The organism is Pseudomonas sp. Mn2068, assembly GCF_049319725.1.
Taxonomy (GTDB): Bacteria; Pseudomonadota; Gammaproteobacteria; order Pseudomonadales; family Pseudomonadaceae; genus Aquipseudomonas; species Aquipseudomonas gingeri.
In genome coordinates this window covers 283,987-306,652 of record NZ_JBMOUG010000004.1, presented here as the reverse complement: position 1 = coordinate 306,652, position 22,666 = coordinate 283,987, and the positions used below count along the sequence as shown (strand labels likewise).

Below are 22,666 nucleotides of genomic sequence, written 5' to 3'. Positions count from 1 at the left end.
ACTATGACGCGAATCCTTCTGACAGGCGCCAGCGGTTTTGTTGGCGCGGCGGTCCAGGCCCGTCTGCTGGGTGACCCGTCCTTCATGCTGCGCTCTGCCTACCGGAAGTTGCCGGCGCAGCCGGTAGCGGGTGCTCAAGTGTGCGAGGTTGTGGGCCTGGCCCCGGATACTGATTGGCAAGCGGCCCTGGAAGGCATCGAGGTGGTTGTTCACTGCGCCGCCCGCGTGCATGTCATGAATGAGCTTGAGGCTGATCCGCTGGCTGCTTTCCGGAGAGCGAACGTGGAGGGGACCTTGCGTCTCGCAGAGCAGGCGGCAGAGGCAGGGGCCCGACGCTTCGTCTATCTGAGTTCCATCAAGGTCAACGGTGAAGGTACGTTGCCGCAGCGACCTTATACGGCAGGTGACCAGCCGGCCCCGCAGGATCCCTACGGTGTTTCCAAATGGGAAGCCGAGCAGGGCTTGCAAGCCCTGGCGGCGCGTACCGGAATGGAGGTCGTGATCATTCGGCCCGTACTGGTCTATGGACCGGGGGTGAAGGCGAACTTCCGCAATATGATGAGCTGGTTGAGCAAGGGGATCCCCCTGCCGTTGGGCGCGATCAGCAACAAGCGCAGCCTGGTTGCCATAGACAACCTGGTCGATCTGATTGTGACGTGCATCCATCATCCGGCGGCTGCCGGCCAGGTTTTCCTGGTGAGCGACAATGAGGATCTGTCCACCAGCCAGCTGTTGCGGCGCATGGCACAGGCACTGGGCCGCCGGGCTTGTCTGCTGCCGATACCGATGTGGCTGTTGAGCGGTGTTGCGCGACTGCTTGGAAAAAAGGCTCTGTCCCAGCGCTTGTGTGGATCACTGGCGGTCGATATCGAGAAAACCAGGATACTGCTTGGGTGGTCGCCGCCACTCGGCGTGGATGCGGCTTTGGCGAAGGCCGCGAAAGACTTTCTGGCGCATCGAAAGTGATGGCCCAGGGGCTGTGATCGAGGTTCTGTGCCCCCACTCTGTTCGTGGGGGCACAGAGTCTGTCAGTGCAGTTTCAACCGCGGATCGGTTCCCCGCCCGATCCGGCTGCCGAGCATCAGCATCAGGGTGCGGAAGGTGCCGTACAGTGCCATCTGGTGCATGCGGTACAACGACACGTAGAACATCCGCGCCAGCCAACCCTCCAGCATCACGCTTCCCGTCAGGTTACCCATCAGGTTGCCGACGGCGGAGAATTTCGACAGCGAAATCAGCGAGCCGTAGTCGGTATAACGATACTCCGGCAAGGTCTTGCCTTCGATTCGCAGCTTCAGCGATTTGGCCAGCAACGACGCCTGTTGGTGCGCGGCCTGTGCCCGCGGCGGCACATTGCGGTCGCTACCGGGCTGCGGGCAGGCCGCGCAGTCGCCAAAGGCGAAGATGTTTTCGTCGCGGGTAGTCTGCAGGGTCGGCAGCACCTGGAGCTGGTTGATGCGGTTGGTTTCCAGGCCGTCGATATCCTTGAGGAAACCTGGCGCGCGGATCCCGGCCGCCCAGACCTTGAGGCTCGCCGGAATGATCTGACCATCCGCGGTGACCAGGCTTTCGGCGGTCACTTCGCTGACCGAGGCGTTGGTCATGACCCGGACGCCGAGTTTCTCCAGGGTTTTGTGCACCGGTCCGCCGATCCGCTCGGGCAGGGCGGGCAACACCCGTGGTCCAGCTTCGATCAGGGTGATATGCATGTTTTCCGGCTTGATCCGGTCCAGGCCATAGGCCGCCAGCTCATGGGCCGCGTTGTGCAGTTCGGCGGCGAGTTCCACGCCAGTGGCGCCGGCGCCGACGATGGCCACGCTGATCATTTGCTCGGGCGCGTCGATGTTCCCGGCATGGGCGCGCAGGTAGTGATTGAGCAGTTGCTGGTGGAAGCGCTCGGCCTGCTTGCGGGTGTCGAGGAACAGGCAGTGCTGGGCGGCGCCTTGGGTGCCGAAGTCGTTGGTGGTGCTGCCGACGGAGATCACCAGCGAGTCATAGGCCAGTTCGCGGGCCGGTAGCAGTTCCACGCCGTTTTCATCATAGGTCGCGGCCAGCTGAATTTTTTTTCCGGCGCGATCGAGCCCACTCATGCGCCCGAGCTGGAACTCGAAGTGGTTCCACTTCGCCTGGGCGACATAATTGAGTTCGTCTTCCGAAGAGTTCAGGGAACCGGCGGCTACTTCATGCAGCAACGGTTTCCAGATGTGCGTCAGGTTCGCGTCGACCAGCACGATGCTGGCCGTGCCGCGCTTACCCAGGGTCTTGCCCAGGCGGGTCGCCAACTCCAGGCCGCCGGCGCCGCCGCCAACGATCACGATACGATGGTTCATGGGGATATCTCGCAAGGCTAAAGGAAATCTGTGCTTGCGTTATCCGGGCGAGCGCGAGGCAGCTCATAGCGCCAGATAACTCAGGAGGCGGCTCAACAGACCCAGGCCGATCACCACGACCAGCACCACCACCAGGAGCATCCACGGCCGGAAGGGCCGGCGCTCGACTTGGTGCTGGGAAAGCTGCAGGTACTGTTCGACATGCTTCTGGTCGTCCGGGTTCAGGCGGCTGCTCATGAAAGGCCTCGTCAGGTAGACGTAACTGGATAGGTAAACGCTACAGGATAGGAGCTTACACCATGGCTCACAGACTGATGCCGACATCGAAGACAATACTGCGTCCCAGGTTGCCGCGCAGGAAGTCCGGGGCGTCGGGATGGGCGAACAGAACCCGGGCGAAAGTCGGGCCCACCAGCGACAGCGAACGCCAGCCCTGGCGCAGGTATTCGGTGGGTGGTGGGAAGTGGCTGTTGAGGTCCAGCACTTCGCGTTTCAGGCTGGCGAAGGCGATGATGTCCAGCTCGCCGAGGTCCAGGCCGCGCTCCTTGTAGTTGTGGGCTTTCTTGCGCAGGGTCGGTGCCAGGCGTTGCAGCAGCTCCGAGGCGGGGATGCGCTTGGGCCTGGCCTCGCGGCGTACCAGTTGGCTCAGGGAAAACGCGCTGCGTCGGCGCTGCAGTTCTTCGCGCCATTCATCGTTGAGGCGGCGGCCTTCGTCGAGGACGAAAAACACTTCGAAGCACGCATCGCGAAACAGCACGTCCGGTGGTTCCTGGCCGGCGGGGTGGAAGTCTTCGTTACGGTAAGGCACGTTCAGCCCTTGCAGGAGGCGCTGGCAGACCCAACGCTCACGCTCCCATTTGCGGGCATTGGAAAGAAACGTGTTGGCTTGCTCGGCCTGGATGGTCAGCAAGCGTAAGAAGTCTGAGTCGTCCATGGCCCAAGCTTAGCGTCGAAACCATGACTGCTGGAAGTGGTGTACGGATTTTGTCGGGGCGGGCTGTCGCGAGGCTCGGTGTAGACTGTAGGACCTATACGGACAGGGAGTTCCGAGTGTGACGGAGAGGTCCTTATGATCGGCGCGCAATTGCTGTCGCCCGAGAGCCTGATCATCGGCTGGCTGGTTTATCTGCCGGTGCTGCTGTGGGCGATCTGGCGTTCGCCCTGGGTCGAACTGTTTACCGACAGTCGGCGCCAGCACCTGTTGTTCGGCACGGTATTCGCGTTGTTCCTGCTCTGGCTGGTGCGACGGGATTTCGATACGGGGGTGTCCTACCACTTTATCGGCCTGACCGCGGTCACCCTGTTGCTGGACTGGCCGCTGGCGATCGTCGGTGGGTTGGTAGCGCAGCTCGGCCTGGTGCTGCTCGGACGCCAGGACCTCGCCGCGTTGGGAGTCAATGGCGCGCTGCTGATCCTGCTGCCGGTGCTGGTGACCGAGGTGTGCGCGATGGTCGTGGAGCGCGCACAACCGAAAAATCCCTTTGTGTATATCTTCTGCTCCGGGTTTTTCGCCGCCGCCCTGGCGGCACTCCTGTGTCTGCTGGCGAGTCTGGCGCTGTTGTGGTTCGACGGGCGTTTTGCGATGCCGGAGTGGCTGGAGGATTTTATTGGCTACCTCTGGCTGATCATTTTTCCCGAAGCGTTTATCAACGGCATGGTGATCAGTGCGTTGGTGGTGTTCTGTCCTGAATGGCTGGAAACCTTCAACCGCACACGTTATCTATCGGCGCCCTGGAAGGACAACGAACCGCCCGGTGACTCTCGTTGACCGGCAGCGTTGACCTGCATCAAATACCGGTATCCGGCTCACCGCCATGCTTCGTGAAAACAACCGGAGGTGGTCGGCATGAGTGTGTACGAATGGGCGCGTCAGGAAGTACGGGCCAGCCTGGAGGCTGCGCACACGGCGGGTTTCGAGCCTGGGCTGGGATTGCGCGCCTTGCTCAGCGCGGTGGTGCAGCAGAGCAAGGCGGTGCGCAGTGCCGAGGATCTGGCCGACGAGTTGCAGTTTCTCGCCGAGAACCTCGATGAAGGACAGGACTACAGCTTTATGCGGCCTTGATCAGTTCAGTGGGCACGCGGTGGCAGATCGTCGGAGAACAGGTCGTCCTCGGCATCCGGGCTGACGGGAATCTTGTGCTCCTCCGAGGCCCAGGCACCCAGGTCGATCAGCTTGCAGCGATCGGAGCAGAAGGGCCGGTTGGTATTGGTCGCGCTCCATTCCACTGGGGCGCCGCAGGTCGGGCATTCGACGGTCAGGGATTGGCTCATGATTGGCCTCCACGCAAAGTAAGGTAAAAGGTGTGCAGGCGTTCGACTTCGCTCTGCAGCCAGGCGAGGTCGCGGTCGTTGACCAGCACATCGTCGGCCAGTTTCAGACGTTCTTCGCGGCTGGCCTGAGCCTTGAGGATCGCCTGCACCTGTTCTTCGCTGGTCTGGTCACGCAGCAGTGTGCGCTGGACTTGCAGTGCCTGCGGCGCGTCGATGACCAGCACGCGCTGGGTCGTTGCATATTGGCCCGATTCGATCAGCAAGGGTGAAACGAGGATCGCATAAGGCGATTGGGCGCGGGCGAGGTGGCTGGCGATCTCCTCGGCAATCAGCGGATGCAGCAGGGCTTCCAGCCAGCGCCGTTGTCCGGCGTCTGCGAAAATCAGCTTGCGCAGGGCACCGCGGTCCAGCTGGCCGTCGGCTTGCAGCACGCCAGGGCCGAAGTGTTCGGCGATCTTCAGCAACGCCGGGCGACCGGGCTCCACCACCCAGCGCGCTGCGTGATCGGCATCCACGGCATGGATACCGAGGTCGATAAAGTGCTGGGCCGCCGCGCTCTTGCCGCTACCGATACCGCCGGTAAGACCGAGAATCCAGGGTTTTGAAGCAGCTTTGGTCATTTGAAACCGGCAAATTGCAGATAAGAAGTGGTTATTTGACCACCCCAGAGCAATGCAATCCACCCGGCAATCGCCAGATAGGGACCAAAGGGGATTGGCGTCGAGGTTTGGGCATTGCGCAGGCGCAGCAGAATCAGCCCCAGGATCGCACCCACCAGGGATGACAGCAGGATGGTCAGCGGCAGGATTTGCCAGCCGCCCCAGGCGCCGAGCATCGCCAGCAGCTTGAAGTCGCCGTGGCCCATGCCTTCCTTGCCGGTCAGCAGCTTGAACACCCAGTACACCGACCACAGGCTCAGATAGCCGGCGACAGCGCCCCAGAGGGCGTCGTCCAGGGAGGTGAAGACCGCGAAGTGGTTGGCGATCAGGCCCAGCCACAGCAGCGGCAGGACCAGGGCGTCAGGCAGCAGTTGGTGGTCGGCGTCGATCAGGCTCATCGCCAGCAGGCCCCAGGTCAGCACCAGCATCAGGCCGGCGGGCCAGCCGAAACCGAAATGCCAGGCGACAAAAGCCGAGAGCAGACCGCAGGCCAGTTCGGTCAGCGGATAGCGCTTGCTGATGGGCGCCTTGCAACAGGAGCATTTACCGCGCAGCAGGGCATAGCTGATCAGTGGCAGGTTTTCCCAGGCACGGATCGGGTGGTTGCAGTGCGGGCAATGGGAGTGGGGCAGGAGCAGGTTGTAGGTCGCAGCGGGCTCGGATTGTGGCAGGCCCAGGACTTCGTGGGCCTGGGTACGCCAATCGCGCTCGAGCATCTTCGGCAGGCGCCAGACGATGACGTTGAGGAAGCTGCCGACGATCAGGCCGAGGATGAGCGTGAATAAAACAAAGGCCAGCGGGTGGCTGGCCAGGAAGTCGGGTAGGGGCATCGATTAAATCACTTGGCCAAGCTTGAAGATGGGCAGGTACATGGCGATGACCAGGCCGCCGACGATCACCCCCAGAACAGCCATGATGATGGGCTCCATCAGGCTGGTCAGACTGTCGACCATATTGTCGACTTCAGCTTCGTAATAGGTCGCAACCTTGTCGAGCATGTCGTCCAGGGCGCCGGACTCTTCGCCGATGGCCGTCATCTGGAGCGCCATGCTGGGGAACACTCCGGTAGCGCGCATGGAGAAGTTCAGTTGCATCCCTGTGGAGACATCCTGTTTGACACGGTTGACGGCATTCTTGAAGACGATATTGCCGGTCGCGCCCGAAACGGAATCCAGGGCTTCCACCAACGGCACACCGGCGGCGAAGGTTGTCGACAATGTGCGTGCAAATCGTGCGACAGCGGATTTGTAGAGTAATGGACCAATGATGGGCATCTTCAACAGCATCCGGTCCATCCAGTTGCGAAAACGCTCCGAGGTCTTATGCGCGCGCCTGAGGGCGTAAATGCCGCCGACAAGGCCCAGGATCACTACCCACCACCAGTCTTGCAGTATCTGCGAAAGCCCGATCACCATCAGGGTGAAAGCCGGAAGTTCGGCGCCAAAGCCAGCAAAAATTGCCTGGAACTGCGGCACTACCTTGATCAGCAGGATCCCGGACACGATGATCGCCACGAGCACCACGGCGATCGGATAGTTCATGGCCTTCTTGATCTTGGCCTTGAGCGCTTCGGTTTTTTCCTTGTAGGTGGCTACCCGATCCAGCAGGCTTTCCAGGGCCCCCGCCTGTTCGCCGGCATCCACCAGGTTGCAATACAGCTCGTCGAAATACTCGGGTTTCTTGCGCAGGGAGGTCGCGAAGCTGTTACCGGCGGCGACCTCTTGCTTGATATCGTCCACCAGCTTGCGCATGTTCGGGTTGTCGAAGCCCTCAGCGATAATGTCGAACGACTGCAGCAGCGGCACGCCGGCCTTCATCATGGTGGCCATCTGGCGAGTAAACAACGCGATATCCATGGGCTTGATGCGTTTGCCCTTGCTGAAGATCGACACGCCTTTTTTGCGTACCCTGCCTGGATTGATGCCCTGTTTGCGCAGTTGTGCCTTGACCAGTGCGGGGTTGTGCCCCGTGAGCTCGCCGGTCATCCTGGTACCTTTCTTGTCGGTACCTTCCCAGGCATAGACGCTGATTTTTACCGCTTTTGTCGCCATGGTTTAGTCCTTGGTGACCCGGTTGACTTCTTCCAGGCTGGTCAGGCCCTGCATGGCTTTGCGCAGCCCGGAGGTTCGAAGGTCGTTGAAACCGTCCTTGCGCATCTGGGTGGCGATCTCGATCGAGTTGCCTTCGGCCATGATCAGTCGCTGCAGATCGGGGGTATTCTTGACCACTTCATAGATCCCGACGCGGCCTTTGTAGCCGGCGTTGCACTGGTCGCAGCCGACGGGCTCATAGATCTTGAACTTGCCAATCTGGTCTGCCGGGAAGCCTTCCTTGAGCAAGGCTTCTTCAGGTATCTCGATTTCCCTTTTGCAATGCGTGCACAGTTTGCGTGCCAGGCGCTGGGCGATGATCAGGTTGACCGAGGTGGCGATGTTGAAACCGGGGATGCCCATGTTATGCAGGCGGGTCAGGGTTTCCGCGGCGCTGTTGGTGTGCAGGGTCGACAATACCATGTGGCCGGTCTGGGCCGCCTTGATCGCGATCTCGGCGGTTTCCAGGTCGCGGATCTCGCCGACCATGATCACGTCCGGGTCCTGGCGCAGGAACGAGCGCAATGCCTGGGCGAAGTCCAGTCCCTGTTTCGGATTGACGTTGACCTGGTTGATGCCTTCCATATTGATCTCCACCGGGTCTTCGGCGGTGGAGATATTGATGTCCACGGTGTTGAGGATATTCAGGCCGGTGTACAGCGAAACGGTTTTACCGGAACCGGTAGGGCCGGTGACCAGGATCATCCCCTGTGGCTGCTTCAGCGCGGCCATATAGAGGTCTTTCTGATCCGGTTCGTAGCCCAGCGCATCGATGCCCATCTGGGCGCTGGAAGGGTCGAGGATCCGCATCACGATCTTCTCGCCCCACAGCGTCGGCAGGGTGTTGACCCGGAAGTCGATGGCCTTGGTCTTCGAAATGCGCATCTTGATCCGGCCGTCCTGGGGCTTGCGGCGTTCGGAGATATCCAGGCTGGCCATGACCTTCAGGCGGGCGGCGATACGGCCGGCAAGGTGGATCGGTGGTCTGGCGACTTCTCGCAGGATGCCATCGGTGCGCAAGCGTACGCGGTAGACCTTTTCATAAGGCTCGAAGTGCAGGTCCGAAGAGCCACCCTTGATGGCATCCAGCAGCATCTTGTTGACAAAGCGCACCACGGGGGCATCGTCGGCATCCTGGCCGGCGATCTGCTCGTGTTTCTTGTCGTCGACCGACTCGATATCCAGGCCTTCGAGATCGACGTCCGCCATGTCCTCGAGACCGCTGGTGCTGCTGTCGAAGAATTTGTCGATGGCATCGGAAAGCTTGTCATCTTCTACCAGGATCGCCTCGGTGGTGAGACCTGTGCTGAACTGGATATCGGTGATTGCCTGGTGATTGCTAGGGTCAGAAATGCCGACAAAGAGCTTGTTGCCGCGTCGCCACAAAGGCAGGACATGGTGCTGGCGGATCAGCTTTTCACTGACCAGCCCCTTGGGCTGGCTCTCCTTGTCGAGGCAGCTCAGGTCGAGCAGGGCGACGCCGAAATGCTCCGAGGCGATTTCCGCGACCTGCCGGCTTTTCACCAGTTTGTTCTGGACCAGGTAACTGACCAGGGAAATGCGATTGCGTTGGGCTTGCTGATACGCCTGCTGAGCGTTCTTGTCGGTAATCAGCTCGGCTGCCACCAATTGCTTGGCCAGACCGGAAAGGGCGATATCGTTCATTTGGGCACCAAACACAAACAGTCGGAGACTTATAGCGTAGTCGGGCGATGGTGCCAAATCAGGGATGGGGAGGTGACAAAAAATGTCAGGTTCTGTTGTTCTGGAGCAGCCCTTCCAGTCTGAAACGGCTCTATAGCGGGTATCCGGTACTGAATCGGTGGGTGGCACGGGCTGTGCTTTGAGGGGAATGAGCCATAAGGCCTTTGCTCATGTCTGGAGACGAAATATGAATGCTCAAAAGGGTTTCACCTTGATCGAACTGATGATCGTCGTGGCGATCATCGGTATCCTGGCGGCGATTGCGCTGCCGGCCTATAACACTTATACGCAGAAAGCCCGGTTCTCTGAAGTAAACACCTTGGCTGATGCATACAAGACGGCGGTAGCGGTCTGCATTAATGACCTTGCCAGTACCACCAACTGCTCGGCAGGATCGAACGGTATTCCTGCACTTCCTACTACAGCAACCGCTAACTTCAACCCTACTGGGTCCAGTGTGAGTGGCGGTACAATTACTCTGGTTGGTACTGCGGCTGCCGGTGGATTGACAACCATTCTTACGCCCGGTGGTAGTGGCGGTGCAGTTACTTGGTCTCAGACCGGTACCTGTCTGGCCGCTGGTTTCTGTAAGTAATATTATGTAAGGGTGTGATGCCCTTTGCTGTGAGGTAAGGTCGACATTCTTTTTTAAGATTGTCGATCTTGCCAGGCAGAAAAATCCTGCTTCATTGATATAGAGAGATTTATGATTTCGCGTCGATTGGTTTTCCTGCTGCTCGCCGCGTTGTCAGTCGGGCTGTTGTTAGTGCTCTGTTTACCTTTTTTAAATAACCCTCTGATTTTTGATGACGAGCCATTTTTCGTAGAGGGAGGGCCCGCGAGAATTCTTGCCATGGGTTTAAAGCTGGCGCCGCGTCTGTGGGTGTATGACTCCATGGCTGCCAGCTTTATTTATCTCAGTGATAAGATTGTCTGGCTGCGATTTGCTAATTTGTTTGTGCATGTAGCTACATCGTTGGTGCTGTTTGGCTTTGTTCGTCAGCTTCTGGATAACTTGGATCGTCGTACCATTTCTTTTTTGAAGGCAGATACTGCTGCCTTTATCGTCGCTTTTCTATTTGCGGTACATCCTGTGGCCATCATGACCCAGGGCTACCTCGTTCAACGAACTATTGTCTGCGCCACTCTTTTTGCTCTCCTTGGACTCTGGGCCTTTTGGCAGGGCCTTGGCGGAAAGCGCTGGGCTCTTTGGGCGTCCTGCCTGTGTATTCTGCTGTCCCTGTATGCCAAAGAGCATGCGGTGATGTTGCCTGCATTGTGTTTCCTGCTCTGGGTGTTGCATCACCGTAGTCAACTACCTAAATCGTACAGTAGCCGGCAGGTTTTTGGGGTCTTAGCCATCCAGGCGGTTATCGCCATCTCGGTAGTGCTCTGGTCCAAGGGCGTAATCGGTAATGCCTATGAGATCAAGAGTGAAGAAGTACTCAGCGATGAGGCCTTCCAACCGGACGGCTCGCTTTATGTGTTGAGTTTTCTAAATCAGATGGGGTTGTTCTTCAAGTATCTCTCAATCCTGCTCTTGCCTCAGGGCAGCACAATGGGCCTCGATCTTCGGGTTCCTTTTCCCTTGAGTTATGGTGTCTGGTGGGCTTGGACTGGTCTGCTGGCGTTTGTTGCCTACGGGGTGGCAGCTTTTTCATTGCTGTTTCGTGGGGAAAATAAAGGCCTTCTGGGCTTTGCGTTACTGTTTCCGTGGGTAATGTTCGCTACCGAGCTGGTGACAGTCCGATTACAGGAACCATTTGTTTTATATCGCAGTTATCTCTGGATGCCAGGGTTGTTCATTTTAGTAGCGTTGGGGTTGCGGCGACTAAAAAGTATTTATCTGGTTACGTTGGTGCCTGTTTTTGCACTGTACCTGTTTGGCCTTTCCTATGATCGGTTGATGACATTGTCAAAGCCGGTGTTTGTCTGGAATGAAGCTGTCCAATTCTACGAGGCCCAGGGAAAGCGCCCAGGGCTTTTTGGTGGTTACCGAGTTTACTACAATTTGGGGGTCACTTATCTGGATGCGGGGTTTGTTGATTTGGCATTGGCGAATATTGAAAAATCGATAGCGTTGAAGCCTAAATATGAATATGCATATTACCAGCGCGGTAAAATTTTTCTTCTTCTTGGCAAGGAAGGGGATGCCAAGAAGGAGTTTGAGCACGCCATAAGCCTCAGGCCCAGTTATGCAAGGCCTTATGTCGGCATGGCTGACGCTTTGAAAAGCCTGGGGCAGGTGGAAGAGTCGCAGCGCTACCTTGAAATGGGTTGTGAGAAAGGTAGTCCATTGGCTTGTGCTCGCGCTTACCCCAAAGCCCCACTGATGCTGGCTCCAAAAGCATGACCCTGCTATAGACTGCCTGAAATGGATAATTCGAGGTCGTGATGGACATTGCCTGGGGTGGACGGGCAAGGGCCTGGTTTGTGCTCACACTGCTAGCCGCTGCCGTGATGATCGTTGGGCACGGCCTAGGTGGACATACCTTTCAGCGTCTCGGCCAGATCGTCGTTGCCAGTACGGCCCTTGTTTTTCTCCTTGGCTGTCGGAAACCATTTGCGCGCAGCTTTGTTGATCAGCCTACCGTTCTGGCCTGTGGACTGATTTTGCTGATGGGTATCGCCTCCTCCTTTTGTGCTCATCAGCCGCTGTGGGCATTCGTGGAAGTTGCACTGATCGCTGCCTCCTGTATCTGCGCCGAAGCCTTTGCACACGCGCGACGAACAAATGGAGTCTCTCTTGATCGGGTCCTGATTCTGTTTGTCATTTTTATCTGCGCCTTCAAGAGCTTCGACTTTCTGACAGTGGTGTTTCGCTCGTTCTCCGGCGGCAGGGTTGTGCTGGACGCAGACGTATTCCTGAGTGGTTTTTCCAACAAGCGCTTCTACGGTCAATTCCAGACCTTCACTCTGCCGCTGTTAACCCTCCCATTACTGCTGGTCACCACCAAACGCTCCAGCCAAATCTGCACGCTCTCCCTCTTGAGCCTCTGGTGGCTTATCGCAATAACCGGTGGCACACGCGGCACCTGGCTTGGAATGGGGGTAGCAGCCGGCGTATTGTTTATCGTCGGCCACTCCGGCAAGCGCTGGATTACCTGGCAGCTCTCTGCAGCCGCAGTTGGCATAACGCTCTACTGGCTCCTGTTCGACGTTCTCACCAGTTACCTCGGTATAGAAGTCAGTAACTTCGCCAGCGACCGCCTCACCACCTCCCTCTCCGGCCGTGGCCCACTCTGGCAGCAAGCCTGGGACATGATCCGCGAACGCCCCTGGCTCGGCTTCGGCCCCATGCACTTCGCCGATATCCACAACCCTATCGCCGCCCATCCGCACCAGGCCATCCTGCAATGGGCCAGCGAATGGGGCGTGCCTTCCACCTTGCTGATGATGTGGCTGGTCGGGCGCGGGCTCTGGGCAACTTTCCGGCTGATCCGCGAACGCGCCGACTCCAGCGATCCGGTCGATCTGTTGCGTGTCTGTCTGTTCGCCAGCCTGATCGGTGCCCTGACCCAATCCATGGTCGACGGCGTGATCGTCATGCCGTACTCGCAGCTCTGCTTGTCCCTGGTGGTCGGCTGGCTGATGGGCATTCATGCCTGGAAAGGCGAGCCGGCGAAACCCAACGCTTTCATCCACTGGTCCTGGATGGGCATCAGTACCGCCGCCGTGCTGTTCCTGGTGTATGTCGTGATCCGCGACGTGCCCCATCTGGACGAGCGCAACAGGCTCTATCAGGAACAATACGGCGGCCACTTCCAGCCGCGTTTCTGGACCCAGGGCGTGATCGCGATCAAGCCGCGGTAGCTTGCCCCGTTCGTCGCCCGATGCTAGCGTTAGCGCCACGCCGGTGTAGCTCAGTCGGTAGAGCAGCGCACTCGTAACGCGAAGGTCGTAGGTTCGATTCCTATCTCCGGCACCACCTGACCGATAACAGTCCCCCCGACCGCTCGGGAGGACTGTTGATCCCTAGTGCTCATCCAGCAACACCTCCAGTGGTACGCCGACGTCATCGGCAATCTTTCTGTACTCGTCCTTCACATGGTCGAACAGTTGGGTCAGTTGCAGCAGGTACTCTTCGTAATCTTCCACGTCGCCATCGAGGTTCGCATCGATCAGGCGCTTCTGGTTCGAGATGGCGTCACGCAGGGTCATTACCAGGATCGGTGCATGCAGGTCCGGGATTTCCATCAGAGATTTCCTTCTTTGATCGCGCTTTGCGCCAGGTCGGCCAGCAGGCGTTTATAGGTGGAGAGCAACATGCTCCGCACGGGAGCGATGGTGTAGTGGGTCGCTTCGAAGGACTCATTGTAGCCATCCTTGACGATGACCAGCCCGTCCGGGATTTTCGTCCCTTCCGGCAGGCGGTAGTAGTCCCAGCGCTTGCCCTTGAAGGTCTGGCTCCTGTCGAAGGTGCTGGTTCCCTCCGGCTTGGTGGGATGAATGATGACCCACTCCTTGTTCTCCACGGTTTCAACCGTGATGTCGGGCCGGCGGTACTGCCTGTTGTCCATCATGTAGCCCTTCTCGACCGGCGCGAGCAGGGGCAGGGGACTGTCCGAGCGCAGTGCCCGCCACAGGTTGGTGGGGATCTCGCCAAAAAAGAATCGATCAACCTGGTCTTTCGGGACCAGGATTGTCCTGTCCAGCTTTGATTCACTCATTGTTGCTTCCCTGCTGGTGGCGTTTGCTGATTCGCGGGTGCATCGCCCCTCCATTCGACGTCGGGCGATGTATCGAGGGGCCGGAAAACAGGTATAATCAAGATCCGGTTTTTTGCTTTATCGACGTCCGAAAATGGCGAGATCGATCACATTGCCGGTGCTAACCTGCGCCCATGAACATCACAACCGCTGTGCCGTTTCCCGCTGCCGATATCTGCGAAAAGGCTCGCCTGAGCCGTGATGCGCGGTTCGACGGGGTGTTTTTCACCGCCGTACTCAGTACTCGGATCTACTGTCGGCCGGTCTGTCCGGCGCGGCCACCCAAGGTCGAGAATGTGCAGTACTACCCCAGCGCCGCCGCCGCCGAAGCGCTGGGTTTCCGGCCCTGCCTGCGCTGTCGGCCGGAGCTCGCGCCGGGCAATAGCGTCTGGCTGCACGGCGAGCATCTGGTGGCGCGGGCCCTCAAGCTGATTCATGAAGGGTTTCTCGCCGAGCATTCTCTCGACGAACTGGCGGCACGGCTGGATGTCGGTGGGCGGCAATTGCGGCGCCTGTTTGTCCAGCACCTCGGCGCGCCGCCCATCGCGGTGCATTCGACCCAGCGCCTGCTGTTCGCCAGGCAACTGCTGAGCGAAACCGCGCTACCGATCACCGAGGTGGCGTTGGCCTCGGGATTCCAGAGCCTGCGCCGGTTCAATGCGGCCTTTGCCGAAGCCAACCATGTCGCGCCTCGGGAACTGCGCCGCAAGCCCGGGGCCGACGCCGGCAGCGCGCTCGTCCTGCGCCTTGGTTATCGGCCACCCTACGATTTCAAGGCGCTGCTGGCGTTTCTCGCCAGCCGTGCCTTGCCGGGGATCGAGGTGGTCGAGGCGGACAGCTATCGGCGGGTCTTCGGCGATGCCGGTTCGCCCAGCTGGCTGCGGATCAGTCCGTGGTCCGCCGATGCTCACGCGCTGAAGCTGGAGCTCTTCAACGTCGCCCCCGCGCAGATGTTGCCGGTGGTGACGCGGATTCGCCGGATGTTCGACCTGGATGCCGACCCACAGGCCATCGCCGCCACGCTGGGCGCCAGCCCGGTGCTGGCACCCTGGATCGAGCGTTATCCCGGCCAGCGCTTGCCGGGCGGTTGGGACGGTTTCGAGATATCGGTACGGGCGGTATTGGGCCAACAGGTCAGCGTCGCCGCGGCACGCACCCTTGCCGCGCGTCTGTTGACCCGCTTTGGCTGCGTGCTCGAAATACCGCCGGCACCTGGCCTGGACCGGCTGTTTCCCACACCCGAACAATTGCTCGACGCCGACCTGGTCTCGATCGGTGTGATCCGCACCCGCGCAGCCACTGTCCAGGGGATTGCCCGGGCCTTGCTCGACGGACGGGTGGACTTTCGCGCGGAGCAGCGCCTGGGCGACTTCGTCAGAAGCTGGACCGTGCTGCCGGGTATCGGCGAATGGACGGCCCATTACATCGCCATGCGCGTGCTCAATCATCCGGATGCGTTCCCCGCCGCGGACCTGATCCTGCGTCGGGAAGTCGTCGAGGACGGTCCGCCCTTGACCACCAGGGCCCTTGAAGGGCTGGCCGAGGCATGGCGGCCCTGGCGCGCCTACGCGGTGATGTACCTGTGGCGCGGGGCGGTGGAGTCCGAATTGATACGCCGGAGCCGGAAATGAACGCAAGCCTGGTCTATCAGGACGCGGCTCAGAGACTCAGGCGCATCGACAGGTCCACGGCCTTCACATCCTTGGTCATCGCGCCAATCGAGATGTAGTCGACGCCGGTCCCGGCAATCGGCCGCAGGGTGCTTTCATTGATGCCGCCACTGGCTTCGAGCTTGGCCTTGCCGGCGTTCAGGCGCACGGCTTCACGCATATCGTCCAGACTCAGCTCGTCGAGCATGATGATATCGGCGCCCGCCGCCAGTGCTTCCTTCAGTTCTTCCAGGCTTTCCACTTCGATTTCCACCGGCTTGCCCGGTGCGATCTTGTGCGCGGCGCTGATGGCCTGGGCGATTCCGCCGCAGGCGGCGATATGGTTTTCCTTGATCAGGAAGGCGTCGTACAGGCCGATGCGGTGGTTATGGCAGCCGCCGCAGGTCACCGCGTACTTCTGCGCCAGGCGCAGGCCCGGCAGGGTCTTGCGGGTATCGAGCAGCTTCACCGCGGTGTCGGCCACCTGGTCGGCGTAATAGCGTGCGTGGGTGGCAACGCCGGAGAGCATCTGCAGGAAGTTCAGCGCGCAACGTTCGCCGCTGAGCAACGAGCGCGCCGGCCCCTCAAGGTGGAACAGCGCCTGGTTTGGCCGCACCCGTTCACCGTCGCGCACCTGCCAATGCACCGCAACCCGTGGATCGAGCTGGCGAAATACGGCGTCGACCCAGGCCGTTCCGGCAATCGTCGCCTCGTCACGGGTGATGATGGTTGCCTTGGCCAGCCGTTCGGCGGGGATCAGTTGCGCGGTGATGTCGCCGCTGCCGATGTCTTCGAGCAACGCGCGGCGCACGTTGGCTTCGATTTCGGCGGTCAGGTCGGCGAGACGTAGATTCGGCATAACGGGCTCCACAAACAAAGTCCCTCGATTATAGGGCCTTGGCGCCGGCTAACCCAAGGCGCGGCTGCCCGCGCGTTGCCCCGCGAACCTGCATTTGGTCGCCTCGGCTGAGCGTTTTTGCGTCTTTGACGGTCTATCTGACGGCAAGGGCGAAAAGGAATTGCAGAGTTCGCTAGCAAAAGTGACATCTTTTGCAAGATAATATGCCTTGTAATTGACGTCATAGCTTTGACGTCTCTGTGATTCCCAGATTATCGATACCCCCGACGGGTGCCCGGGCGCTCGCCGTGAAGGGGTTGTGAGCGACGTGCCCATGACCCGCGCAGACCGATTGTTCACACAGAACCGAAGAACCGCAGCAGCAGGAGGCTTGGATGCACAATGACGGGAAGGTAGTGCCTTTGCACAAGGCCACCGATGAACGAGCGACGCCGTCGCCGCTCGCCCGTTTGCCCGTGGTTCTGCTGCAGGTTCGCGACAAGGCCGCGCAGCAGCTCAAGCAGGGCCTGCAAGTACTGTTCGACAATGCCGATGACACCCTGTTCGAAATGGCCGACAAGGCCTTGAACAATGTCGACCAGAACACTTTCTTCGAAGCCATGCGCGACCTGCGTCTCAAGCGCAAAAGCATCGAGCGCGGCTTTCTCGAACGGTTTTTCGAGGCCTTTGTCGGCCTCTGTCAGTACGATATCAACGAGGTGACGCTGCCCGCGCCGATGTCCTACGACAAGCTGGCGCTGGTTCCGAATGACGAACTGGAAAAGACCGTCGCCCTGGATGCGATGGTCGCCAAGGTCCTGAGCCGTGACGGTTTTGCCCTCGGCCAATTGACCACCCGCCTGAATGCCTTGATCACCCGGCGCCTCGAGGACCAGGACAATCCCATGGGCCCGGCGATGCTCTGCGAGTATTTCCTCGAGGCCGGGCGCGACCTGGGGGTGGAGATCAAGGTCAAGCTGATCATCCTCAAGCTGTTCGAGAAATATGTCCTCAGCGACGCGGACCAGTTGTACGCCGAAGCCAACCAGTTGCTGATCGCCACTGGCGTATTGCCAGAACTCAAGGCCGTCCCGTCCCGTCGTGCCTCCGATCGTCCGGCCGCCGCCGCGCGGGCCAGCCAGGATGAGGCGGGAGCGGCCAAGGCGGGCTCTTCATCCCTCGATGCCAGCGTCCAGGAAGTGTTCTCGGCCTTGCAGGAACTGTTGCTGCATGTGCGTGGCAGCGTGGCGCCCAGGCTGGATGCGGGCTCCGAGATCCAGCCGATTTCCACCCGCGATCTGTTGCGGCTGCTCTCGCATTTGCAGCAATACGTCCCGACGCAGACCGCTCCGGACGATTTCGACCTGCGCAATCAGCTGGAACAGCTGCTGACCCGGGTCAGCGTCAAGAGCGGCAAGTCGCGCGTGGTCGGGGTCATGGACGAAGACGTGATCAACCTGATCGCCATGCTCTTCGAATTCATTCTCGACGACCGCAACCTGCCGGACTCCCTGAAGGCATTGATCGGACGCCTGCAGATTCCGATGTTGAAAGTGGCGGTGCTGGACAAGAGCTTTTTCAGCCGGGGCAGTCATCCGGCCCGGCGCCTGCTCAACGAAATCGCCTCCGCGGCCATGGGCTGGGGCGCGCGCGACGACTATCAGCGCGATGCCTTGTACGTGCGCATCGAACAGATCGTGCAGCGCCTGCTGAATGACTTCGTCGACGACCCGGCGATCTTCTCCGAGTTGCTGGTGGATTTCCTCGCCTTCACCAGTGACGAACGTCGCCGCAGCGAGTTGCTCGAGCAGCGTACCCGTGACGCCGAAGAAGGCCGGGCCAAGGCCGAGCAGGCGCGCCAGCGGGTCCAGGAAGTATTGAACGAGCGGCTGCTGGGCAAGACCTTGCCCGAAGTCGTGGTGCGCTTGCTGCAGGAGGCCTGGAGCAAGGTGCTGCTGCTCACCTGTCTCAAGCACGGCGAGGCGTCCGCCGAATGGCAGGCTGGCCTGCAAACCATGGACGACCTGATCTGGAGCGTGGAGCCCAGCGGCCAGGCCGATGCCCGCCTGCGCCTGCTGGAACTGGTGCCCGGCCTGCTCAAAGCGTTGCGCGACGGCCTCACCAGCGCCGCCTTCGACCCGTTTGCCACCAGCGAATTCTTCAGCCAGTTGGAAAGCCTGCATGTCCAGGTTTTCCAGCGCCTGGCGAAACAACAGGCCGAGCCGGCTACCGTCGATGAGGCGCAACCGGCGATGGTCGCGGTGCTGGAGGAAATCGTCCTCGGTTCACCGGACGACGCGCCCGCCGAGGAGCGTCTGGTGGAACTGCCCGAAAATGACGCCGGGCTGCTGTGGGTCCGGCAGTTGCGGATCGGCAGTTGGGTCGAGATCCGCGAGGACGATGAAAACAGCCTGCGTTGCAAACTGACGGCGATCATCGAGTCGACCGGCAAGTACATCTTCGTTAACCGGACCGGCATGAAAGTGCTGGAACGCACGGTCCAGGGCCTGGCCGTCGAGTTTCGTCGCGGGGCGGTGCGGCTGCTGGACGACGCGCTGCTGTTCGACCGTGCCCTGGAGTCGGTCATCGGCAATCTGCGGCGGTTGAAGGCGCGCTGAGTTTTTTGCGCAGAGAGTGCTGCCCATGTCGGCCTCTATCGCGGCATACTGGGCCTGTCGCTTTTATCCTCGAAGGAACCTGTATGCAGCTGGATCCCGCCACGGGTTGGTGCCAGGACGTGGATCAATGCCCGTCGCCCAACTTCAACGAGCGCCCCGAAGGGGAAGTTTCCCTGCTGGTGATCCACAACATCAGTCTGCCACCCGGGCAATTCGCCACCGGGAAAGTCCAGGAATTTTTCCAGAATCGCCTGGATGTCACGGAACATCCCTACTTTGACGGCATTGCCCACCTACGGGTGTCTGCGCACTTTCTGATTGAACGTGACGGCAAGGTCACGCAGTTTGTCTCCTGTCTGGAACGGGCATGGCATGCCGGTGTGTCGAGTTTCGAGGGGCGCGAGACCTGTAACGATTTCTCCCTGGGCATCGAGCTCGAAGGCACCGATGATCTGCCTTTCACTGAAGCGCAGTATGCGTCGTTGATCGCCCTGACCCGGCAACTGCTGGACGCCTATCCGGCAATCACCCAGCAACGGATTTGCGGCCACAGCGACATTGCCCCCGGGCGCAAGACCGATCCGGGAGCGGGCTTTGACTGGGAGCGCTTTCGCGTCGCCCTGCAGGAAAAAGGAGAGTCACAATGAGTTTTCTGGTGCTGCTGCTAGCGGTATGGATCGAGAAGTTCTCGGCCCTGCGCCAGCGTGTCCAGCGTGATGGCGCCTGGTTGGGCGAACTGGCCAGGCTCGAGTCCAGCCCTCGTTGGGCGAAGCAGCCGTGGCTGGTACTGGTGCTGCTGGTGTTACTGCCGGTTGCCTTGCTCGGCCTGCTGCTGATGGTGCTGCAGCCGGTGGCCTATGGTCTGCTGGCGCTGCCGGTGCATCTGTTGGTGGTGATCTACAGCCTGGGACGCGGCGATCTGTTGGCGGCCCTGGGACCTTTCCGCGATGCCTGGCGGCGTGGTGACGTGCAGGCCGGGGTGCATGTTGCCCGGCGCGACATGAACGTGAAGTGCGCCGAGAACGGTGAGGAACTGCTGGAAAAGGTCCAGGGCTACCTGCTGTGGCAGGCCTACCAGAGTTTCTTCGCGGTGATCTTCTGGTATTTCCTGCTGGGGCCGGTGGCCGCCTTGAGCTATCGCCTGCTGGCCCTGGCCGCGGAGCACAGCCGCAATCCGGCCCTGGCCGAGCGCGCCACCTTGCTGCGCCATGCCTTCGACTGGCTGCCGGTACGCCTGCTGGCGGCGAGCCTGGCGCTGGTCGGCAATTTCGTCGCGGTCAGCCGGGTGATGCTGCACGAGTTGCTCAACTGGGACATTACCGCCGAGCAACTGGTGGAGAAAGTCGGGCGGGTGGCGGGAGAAGTGCCGGCCGCCGTCGTCGGTGCCGATGGCGTCACCAGCCTGGACAGCCTCTGGGAACTGCTGCTGCGGGCGGCGGTGCTCTGGTATGCCGGTTTTGCCCTGTGGACCGTGCTGATCTGATGCCTTGAGGGACACTAGCAGGGGCACGGCCGGCGCTCGATTGCCGACGCAATCATTGTAGGCGCCGGCTCCAACAGGTTTTCCAGCTATCGGTTAACCTTAAGTTACAAAACTCCTTTCCGAATTACGTTATACAAGCAGTAGCTGCGGATGCTGGCTTTATGCCTCGTCGTGCCTGCCACAATAAAAATAATAGGAAAGGGAGCGTTCTAGTGAAGAGCTTGCTATATCCCGCCGTCGCCCTGATGAATCGCCTGAGCTTCGGGATGAAGTTCAGTCTGATCAGCGTGCTGTTCTTCGTGCCGATGCTGGTGACCAACTTCTACCTGGTGCGTGACTCCTACCGTGAGTTCTCCGCGACCCAGGTCGAGCTGCAGAGCCTGGATCTGCTCGGCAGCAGCCTGACCCTGCGACGTGACCTGGAGACCCTGAACAATCAGGTGCAGATCAACGCGGTGCTGGGACAATCCGGCAAGGCCGGTGACCTGGAAAGCCGGATCAGCCAGTTGGAGCAGAGCGTCCTGGACCGGCTCCAGGGCCTGACCGCGGTGACCGGCGACCCTGAGCAGATGGCGGTATTCACCGCCAAGCGCGACGAAATGGTCAGTGCATTCAAGGCCCAGCAAGTCGAAAGCTCCCTGCAGAGCAAAAGCGCGCTGATCGAGAAGCTGCTGGGCAAGGCACAGATTTTCAGCAAGATCATCGCCAGCCAGTCCGGGCTCAGTCGCGACGGCCAGAGCGACCTGCGCCAGTTGAGCGAGCTGATCACCAGCGTCACACCGCAAGTCACCCAGACCCTCGGCGAAGGCCGCTCCATGGGCGCTTATTCCCTTGGTCAGGGGTTTCTCAATTCATCGTCCAGCACCCGCTTTGACGAGTTGTTGCAGCAGATCGAGAAGCTGCAGGCCGAATATGCCCTCAAGTTGCAGGACGCCCTGGGCAGCAGTCGCAACGCCCATCAGGCGCTGGATTCGTTGACCGCGACCAGCCAGGCCTCGCTGAAAAAGGCCAGCGAGGTGTTCGAGGAGCAGGTGGTGATGGCCGAGACCCTAGAAGCGCCCTGGCCGGCCTTCTACGATCAGGTCAGTGGCTTAATGGCCCAGACCTACAAGCTCAATGACGCGACCCTGGGATATATCGATCAGGAACTGCAACAGCGCCTGGCGCAGAATCGCCTGCATATGCTGTTGCTGGTGGTGGCGCTGGCGGTGGTGTTTCTCTCCATCGTCTACCTGTATGGCGGTTTCTACGCGTCGACCCGCACCACCTTGCGTCGCCTGGGCGAAATGATGAACAAGGTCGCCGCCGGGGACATGACTGTCAGTTTCATTGCCCACAGCCGCGATGAACTGGGTGAGCTGGGCGCGGTGTTCAATGGCACGGTGGCCAAGATCCATGACCTGATCGAGCGGGTCGGGCAGACCGTCGGCGAAGTCGAGCGTCAGGCCGGGCAGGTGGAGTCGGTATCGGCCCGGAGCAACCAGGCGGTGGCCGGCCAGCGCAGTCAGATCGAACAGGTGGCGACGGCGATGAACCAGATGTCGGCCACCGCCCAGGAAGTGGCGCGCAGCGCGGCGGCGGCGGTCAGCAGTGCCCATAGCGTCAATGATGAAACCCTCAGCGGCCGGGCCCTGGTCGAGTCGCAGCAGGGCAGCATTGCCCAGTTGGCCGGAGAGATCGACCAGTCGGTACAGGTGATCAACCAGTTGGCCATCGACAGCCAGTCCATCAGCCGGGTCCTGGATGTGATCAAGAGCATCGCCGAACAGACCAACCTGCTGGCGTTGAACGCCGCCATCGAAGCGGCGCGTGCCGGGGAGCAGGGGCGCGGCTTCGCGGTGGTGGCCGATGAGGTCCGCACCCTGGCCAAGCGCACCCAGCAATCGACCGAAGAGATCGAGCAGATGATCGGCAAGTTGCACGGCGGTGTCGGGGCGGCGGTCAAGGCCATGGGCGTCAGTCATCAGATGGCCGACGGTACCGTGAGCCAGTCGGAAAAGGTCCAGCAGGCCCTGGAAAACATCCTTGGCGCGGTCGGCATGATCGTCGACCAGAACCAGCAGATCGCGGCGGCCGTCGAACAGCAGACCGCGGTCGCCCATGATATCGACCAGAATATCGTCGAGATCAACCGGGCCGGAGAGCGCACGGCCGATGGTGCGCACCAGACCGAGAGTGCCAGCCGGCAACTGTCGGCGCAGGTGGTTGAACTCAAGCAGTTGATCGGCGCGTTCCGGGTGTGACGCGGGTCTTGGGCCTTGGAATAGTCTGTAGTACTTAAAATCTTGGCGTGTAGGCCAGATCCTGTTTTCTTT

The 22,666-nt window shown here is 60.4% G+C and carries 22 protein-coding genes, 1 tRNA gene and 1 pseudogene; 13 read left to right on the top strand and 11 right to left on the bottom strand.

Annotation, left to right across the window (positions count from 1 at the left end; genetic code table 11):
- The first annotated feature begins 3 nt into the window (after positions 1-3).
- A complete protein-coding gene (locus ACL9RJ_RS12090) occupies positions 4-966 on the top strand; it encodes a UDP-glucose 4-epimerase family protein (RefSeq protein WP_017123501.1) in 963 nt (320 codons plus the stop codon).
- A gap of 62 nt (positions 967-1,028) precedes the next feature.
- On the opposite strand, the gene ACL9RJ_RS12085 is transcribed toward ACL9RJ_RS12090, so the two are convergent.
- The 3 genes from ACL9RJ_RS12085 to ACL9RJ_RS12075 all read right to left on the bottom strand — a co-directional run bounded on the left by ACL9RJ_RS12085 (position 1,029) and on the right by ACL9RJ_RS12075 (position 3,264).
- Complete coding sequence (locus ACL9RJ_RS12085) at positions 1,029-2,330, bottom strand: NAD(P)/FAD-dependent oxidoreductase (protein ID WP_017123502.1); 1,302 nt, start codon at positions 2,328-2,330, stop codon at positions 1,029-1,031.
- Positions 2,331-2,393: 63 nt separating this feature from the next.
- Positions 2,394-2,567: a DUF3094 family protein gene (locus tag ACL9RJ_RS12080; protein ID WP_017123503.1), complete on the bottom strand. Its 174-nt coding sequence runs from the start codon at positions 2,565-2,567 to the stop codon at positions 2,394-2,396.
- Positions 2,568-2,634: 67 nt separating this feature from the next.
- Positions 2,635-3,264: a DUF1780 domain-containing protein gene (locus ACL9RJ_RS12075; protein WP_042934238.1), complete on the bottom strand. Its 630-nt coding sequence runs from the start codon at positions 3,262-3,264 to the stop codon at positions 2,635-2,637.
- A 135-nt stretch (positions 3,265-3,399) separates the two neighbouring features.
- Between ACL9RJ_RS12075 and ACL9RJ_RS12070 the strand changes: the two genes are divergently transcribed.
- Both ACL9RJ_RS12070 and ACL9RJ_RS12065 read left to right on the top strand, forming a co-directional pair.
- Positions 3,400-4,098, top strand: coding sequence for an energy-coupling factor ABC transporter permease (locus ACL9RJ_RS12070; protein WP_422765281.1), 699 nt, complete (start codon positions 3,400-3,402; stop codon positions 4,096-4,098).
- A 78-nt stretch (positions 4,099-4,176) separates the two neighbouring features.
- A complete protein-coding gene (locus ACL9RJ_RS12065) occupies positions 4,177-4,392 on the top strand; it encodes a hypothetical protein (protein WP_177084072.1) in 216 nt (71 codons plus the stop codon).
- Positions 4,393-4,397: 5 nt separating this feature from the next.
- Here ACL9RJ_RS12065 and yacG read toward each other — a convergent pair whose 3' ends face one another.
- The 5 genes from yacG to pilB are packed head-to-tail and all read right to left on the bottom strand — an operon-like array spanning position 4,398 to position 9,015.
- Positions 4,398-4,601: a DNA gyrase inhibitor YacG gene (yacG, locus tag ACL9RJ_RS12060; RefSeq protein WP_017123507.1), complete on the bottom strand. Its 204-nt coding sequence runs from the start codon at positions 4,599-4,601 to the stop codon at positions 4,398-4,400.
- On the bottom strand, positions 4,598-5,221 hold the full coding sequence (gene coaE, locus ACL9RJ_RS12055; protein ID WP_422765280.1) for a dephospho-CoA kinase: 624 nt from the start codon (positions 5,219-5,221) through the stop codon (positions 4,598-4,600). Before coaE ends, yacG begins: the two co-directional genes overlap by 4 nt.
- Positions 5,218-6,090 carry a prepilin peptidase gene (locus ACL9RJ_RS12050; protein WP_422765279.1) on the bottom strand — a complete coding sequence of 291 codons (873 nt, stop codon included), beginning with the start codon at positions 6,088-6,090 and terminating at the stop codon, positions 5,218-5,220. The genes coaE and ACL9RJ_RS12050 overlap by 4 nt, the downstream gene beginning before the upstream one ends.
- Positions 6,091-6,093: 3 nt before the next feature.
- On the bottom strand, positions 6,094-7,311 hold the full coding sequence (locus ACL9RJ_RS12045; protein WP_422765278.1) for a type II secretion system F family protein: 1,218 nt from the start codon (positions 7,309-7,311) through the stop codon (positions 6,094-6,096).
- Between the two features lie 3 nt (positions 7,312-7,314).
- Positions 7,315-9,015 (bottom strand): type IV-A pilus assembly ATPase PilB, encoded by a 1,701-nt coding sequence (pilB, locus tag ACL9RJ_RS12040; protein ID WP_422765277.1) that lies wholly within the window; start codon positions 9,013-9,015, stop codon positions 7,315-7,317.
- A 226-nt stretch (positions 9,016-9,241) separates the two neighbouring features.
- Here pilB and ACL9RJ_RS12035 point away from each other — a divergent pair, with 226 nt between their 5' ends.
- The 4 genes from ACL9RJ_RS12035 (at position 9,242) to ACL9RJ_RS12020 (ending at position 12,982) form a co-directional block, all read left to right on the top strand.
- Positions 9,242-9,649 carry a pilin gene (locus tag ACL9RJ_RS12035; RefSeq protein ID WP_422765276.1) on the top strand — a complete coding sequence of 136 codons (408 nt, stop codon included), beginning with the start codon at positions 9,242-9,244 and terminating at the stop codon, positions 9,647-9,649.
- Between the two features lie 111 nt (positions 9,650-9,760).
- Entirely contained in the window at positions 9,761-11,407 is a 1,647-nt protein-coding gene (locus ACL9RJ_RS12030; protein ID WP_422765275.1) for a hypothetical protein, read from the top strand.
- 41 nt (positions 11,408-11,448) lie between these two features.
- Positions 11,449-12,867, top strand: coding sequence for an O-antigen ligase family protein (locus ACL9RJ_RS12025; protein WP_422765274.1), 1,419 nt, complete (start codon positions 11,449-11,451; stop codon positions 12,865-12,867).
- 39 nt (positions 12,868-12,906) lie between these two features.
- Positions 12,907-12,982, top strand: a tRNA-Thr gene (locus ACL9RJ_RS12020).
- A gap of 47 nt (positions 12,983-13,029) precedes the next feature.
- Here ACL9RJ_RS12020 and ACL9RJ_RS12015 read toward each other — a convergent pair.
- Both ACL9RJ_RS12015 and ACL9RJ_RS12010 read right to left on the bottom strand, forming a co-directional pair.
- A complete protein-coding gene (locus ACL9RJ_RS12015; RefSeq protein WP_017123513.1) occupies positions 13,030-13,251 on the bottom strand; it encodes a hypothetical protein in 222 nt (73 codons plus the stop codon).
- Positions 13,251-13,724: a hypothetical protein gene (locus ACL9RJ_RS12010; RefSeq protein ID WP_422765273.1), complete on the bottom strand. Its 474-nt coding sequence runs from the start codon at positions 13,722-13,724 to the stop codon at positions 13,251-13,253. Before ACL9RJ_RS12010 ends, ACL9RJ_RS12015 begins: the two co-directional genes overlap by 1 nt.
- A gap of 173 nt (positions 13,725-13,897) precedes the next feature.
- Here ACL9RJ_RS12010 and ACL9RJ_RS12005 point away from each other — a divergent pair, with 173 nt between their 5' ends.
- Positions 13,898-15,394, top strand: coding sequence for a DNA-3-methyladenine glycosylase 2 family protein (locus ACL9RJ_RS12005; RefSeq protein WP_422765272.1), 1,497 nt, complete (start codon positions 13,898-13,900; stop codon positions 15,392-15,394).
- Between the two features lie 28 nt (positions 15,395-15,422).
- On the opposite strand, the gene nadC is transcribed toward ACL9RJ_RS12005, so the two are convergent.
- Positions 15,423-16,271 carry a carboxylating nicotinate-nucleotide diphosphorylase gene (gene nadC / locus ACL9RJ_RS12000; protein WP_017123516.1) on the bottom strand — a complete coding sequence of 283 codons (849 nt, stop codon included), beginning with the start codon at positions 16,269-16,271 and terminating at the stop codon, positions 15,423-15,425.
- A 374-nt stretch (positions 16,272-16,645) separates the two neighbouring features.
- Here nadC and ACL9RJ_RS11995 point away from each other — a divergent pair, with 374 nt between their 5' ends.
- The 5 genes and pseudogenes from ACL9RJ_RS11995 to ACL9RJ_RS11975 all read left to right on the top strand — a co-directional run bounded on the left by ACL9RJ_RS11995 (position 16,646) and on the right by ACL9RJ_RS11975 (position 22,594).
- The gene (locus ACL9RJ_RS11995) at positions 16,646-18,868 is read left to right on the top strand and encodes a DUF1631 domain-containing protein (protein WP_177118187.1); all 2,223 of its coding nucleotides are present in this window, start codon (positions 16,646-16,648) and stop codon (positions 18,866-18,868) included.
- 83 nt (positions 18,869-18,951) lie between these two features.
- Positions 18,952-19,515, top strand: coding sequence for a 1,6-anhydro-N-acetylmuramyl-L-alanine amidase AmpD (gene ampD / locus ACL9RJ_RS11990; RefSeq protein WP_212810123.1), 564 nt, complete (start codon positions 18,952-18,954; stop codon positions 19,513-19,515).
- Entirely contained in the window at positions 19,512-20,351 is an 840-nt protein-coding gene (ampE, locus tag ACL9RJ_RS11985; protein WP_017123519.1) for a regulatory signaling modulator protein AmpE, read from the top strand. The genes ampD and ampE overlap by 4 nt, the downstream gene beginning before the upstream one ends.
- Positions 20,352-20,512: 161 nt before the next feature.
- Positions 20,513-21,688: pseudogene (locus ACL9RJ_RS11980) on the top strand (methyl-accepting chemotaxis protein); the annotation flags it as partial.
- Entirely contained in the window at positions 21,665-22,594 is a 930-nt protein-coding gene (locus ACL9RJ_RS11975) for a methyl-accepting chemotaxis protein (RefSeq protein WP_420902383.1), read from the top strand. The pseudogene ACL9RJ_RS11980 and the gene ACL9RJ_RS11975, both read left to right, overlap by 24 nt.
- Positions 22,595-22,666 lie beyond the last annotated feature (72 nt).

Bases quoted from the DNA above. Each gene is read 5' to 3' on its own strand.
- ACL9RJ_RS12090 (WP_017123501.1), top strand. From the start codon at position 4: ATGACGCGAATCCTTCTGACAGGCGCCAGCGGTTTTGTTGGCGCGGCG.
- ACL9RJ_RS12085 (WP_017123502.1), bottom strand. From the start codon at position 2,330: ATGAACCATCGTATCGTGATCGTTGGCGGCGGCGCCGGCGGCCTGGAG.
- ACL9RJ_RS12080 (WP_017123503.1), bottom strand. From the start codon at position 2,567: ATGAGCAGCCGCCTGAACCCGGACGACCAGAAGCATGTCGAACAGTAC.
- ACL9RJ_RS12075 (WP_042934238.1), bottom strand. From the start codon at position 3,264: ATGGACGACTCAGACTTCTTACGCTTGCTGACCATCCAGGCCGAGCAA.
- ACL9RJ_RS12070 (WP_422765281.1), top strand. From the start codon at position 3,400: ATGATCGGCGCGCAATTGCTGTCGCCCGAGAGCCTGATCATCGGCTGG.
- ACL9RJ_RS12065 (WP_177084072.1), top strand. From the start codon at position 4,177: ATGAGTGTGTACGAATGGGCGCGTCAGGAAGTACGGGCCAGCCTGGAG.
- yacG (WP_017123507.1), bottom strand. From the start codon at position 4,601: ATGAGCCAATCCCTGACCGTCGAATGCCCGACCTGCGGCGCCCCAGTG.
- coaE (WP_422765280.1), bottom strand. From the start codon at position 5,221: ATGACCAAAGCTGCTTCAAAACCCTGGATTCTCGGTCTTACCGGCGGT.
- ACL9RJ_RS12050 (WP_422765279.1), bottom strand. From the start codon at position 6,090: ATGCCCCTACCCGACTTCCTGGCCAGCCACCCGCTGGCCTTTGTTTTA.
- ACL9RJ_RS12045 (WP_422765278.1), bottom strand. From the start codon at position 7,311: ATGGCGACAAAAGCGGTAAAAATCAGCGTCTATGCCTGGGAAGGTACC.
- pilB (WP_422765277.1), bottom strand. From the start codon at position 9,015: ATGAACGATATCGCCCTTTCCGGTCTGGCCAAGCAATTGGTGGCAGCC.
- ACL9RJ_RS12035 (WP_422765276.1), top strand. From the start codon at position 9,242: ATGAATGCTCAAAAGGGTTTCACCTTGATCGAACTGATGATCGTCGTG.
- ACL9RJ_RS12030 (WP_422765275.1), top strand. From the start codon at position 9,761: ATGATTTCGCGTCGATTGGTTTTCCTGCTGCTCGCCGCGTTGTCAGTC.
- ACL9RJ_RS12025 (WP_422765274.1), top strand. From the start codon at position 11,449: ATGGACATTGCCTGGGGTGGACGGGCAAGGGCCTGGTTTGTGCTCACA.
- ACL9RJ_RS12015 (WP_017123513.1), bottom strand. From the start codon at position 13,251: ATGGAAATCCCGGACCTGCATGCACCGATCCTGGTAATGACCCTGCGT.
- ACL9RJ_RS12010 (WP_422765273.1), bottom strand. From the start codon at position 13,724: ATGAGTGAATCAAAGCTGGACAGGACAATCCTGGTCCCGAAAGACCAG.
- ACL9RJ_RS12005 (WP_422765272.1), top strand. From the start codon at position 13,898: ATGAACATCACAACCGCTGTGCCGTTTCCCGCTGCCGATATCTGCGAA.
- nadC (WP_017123516.1), bottom strand. From the start codon at position 16,271: ATGCCGAATCTACGTCTCGCCGACCTGACCGCCGAAATCGAAGCCAAC.
- ACL9RJ_RS11995 (WP_177118187.1), top strand. From the start codon at position 16,646: ATGCACAATGACGGGAAGGTAGTGCCTTTGCACAAGGCCACCGATGAA.
- ampD (WP_212810123.1), top strand. From the start codon at position 18,952: ATGCAGCTGGATCCCGCCACGGGTTGGTGCCAGGACGTGGATCAATGC.
- ampE (WP_017123519.1), top strand. From the start codon at position 19,512: ATGAGTTTTCTGGTGCTGCTGCTAGCGGTATGGATCGAGAAGTTCTCG.
- ACL9RJ_RS11975 (WP_420902383.1), top strand. From the start codon at position 21,665: ATGACTGTCAGTTTCATTGCCCACAGCCGCGATGAACTGGGTGAGCTG.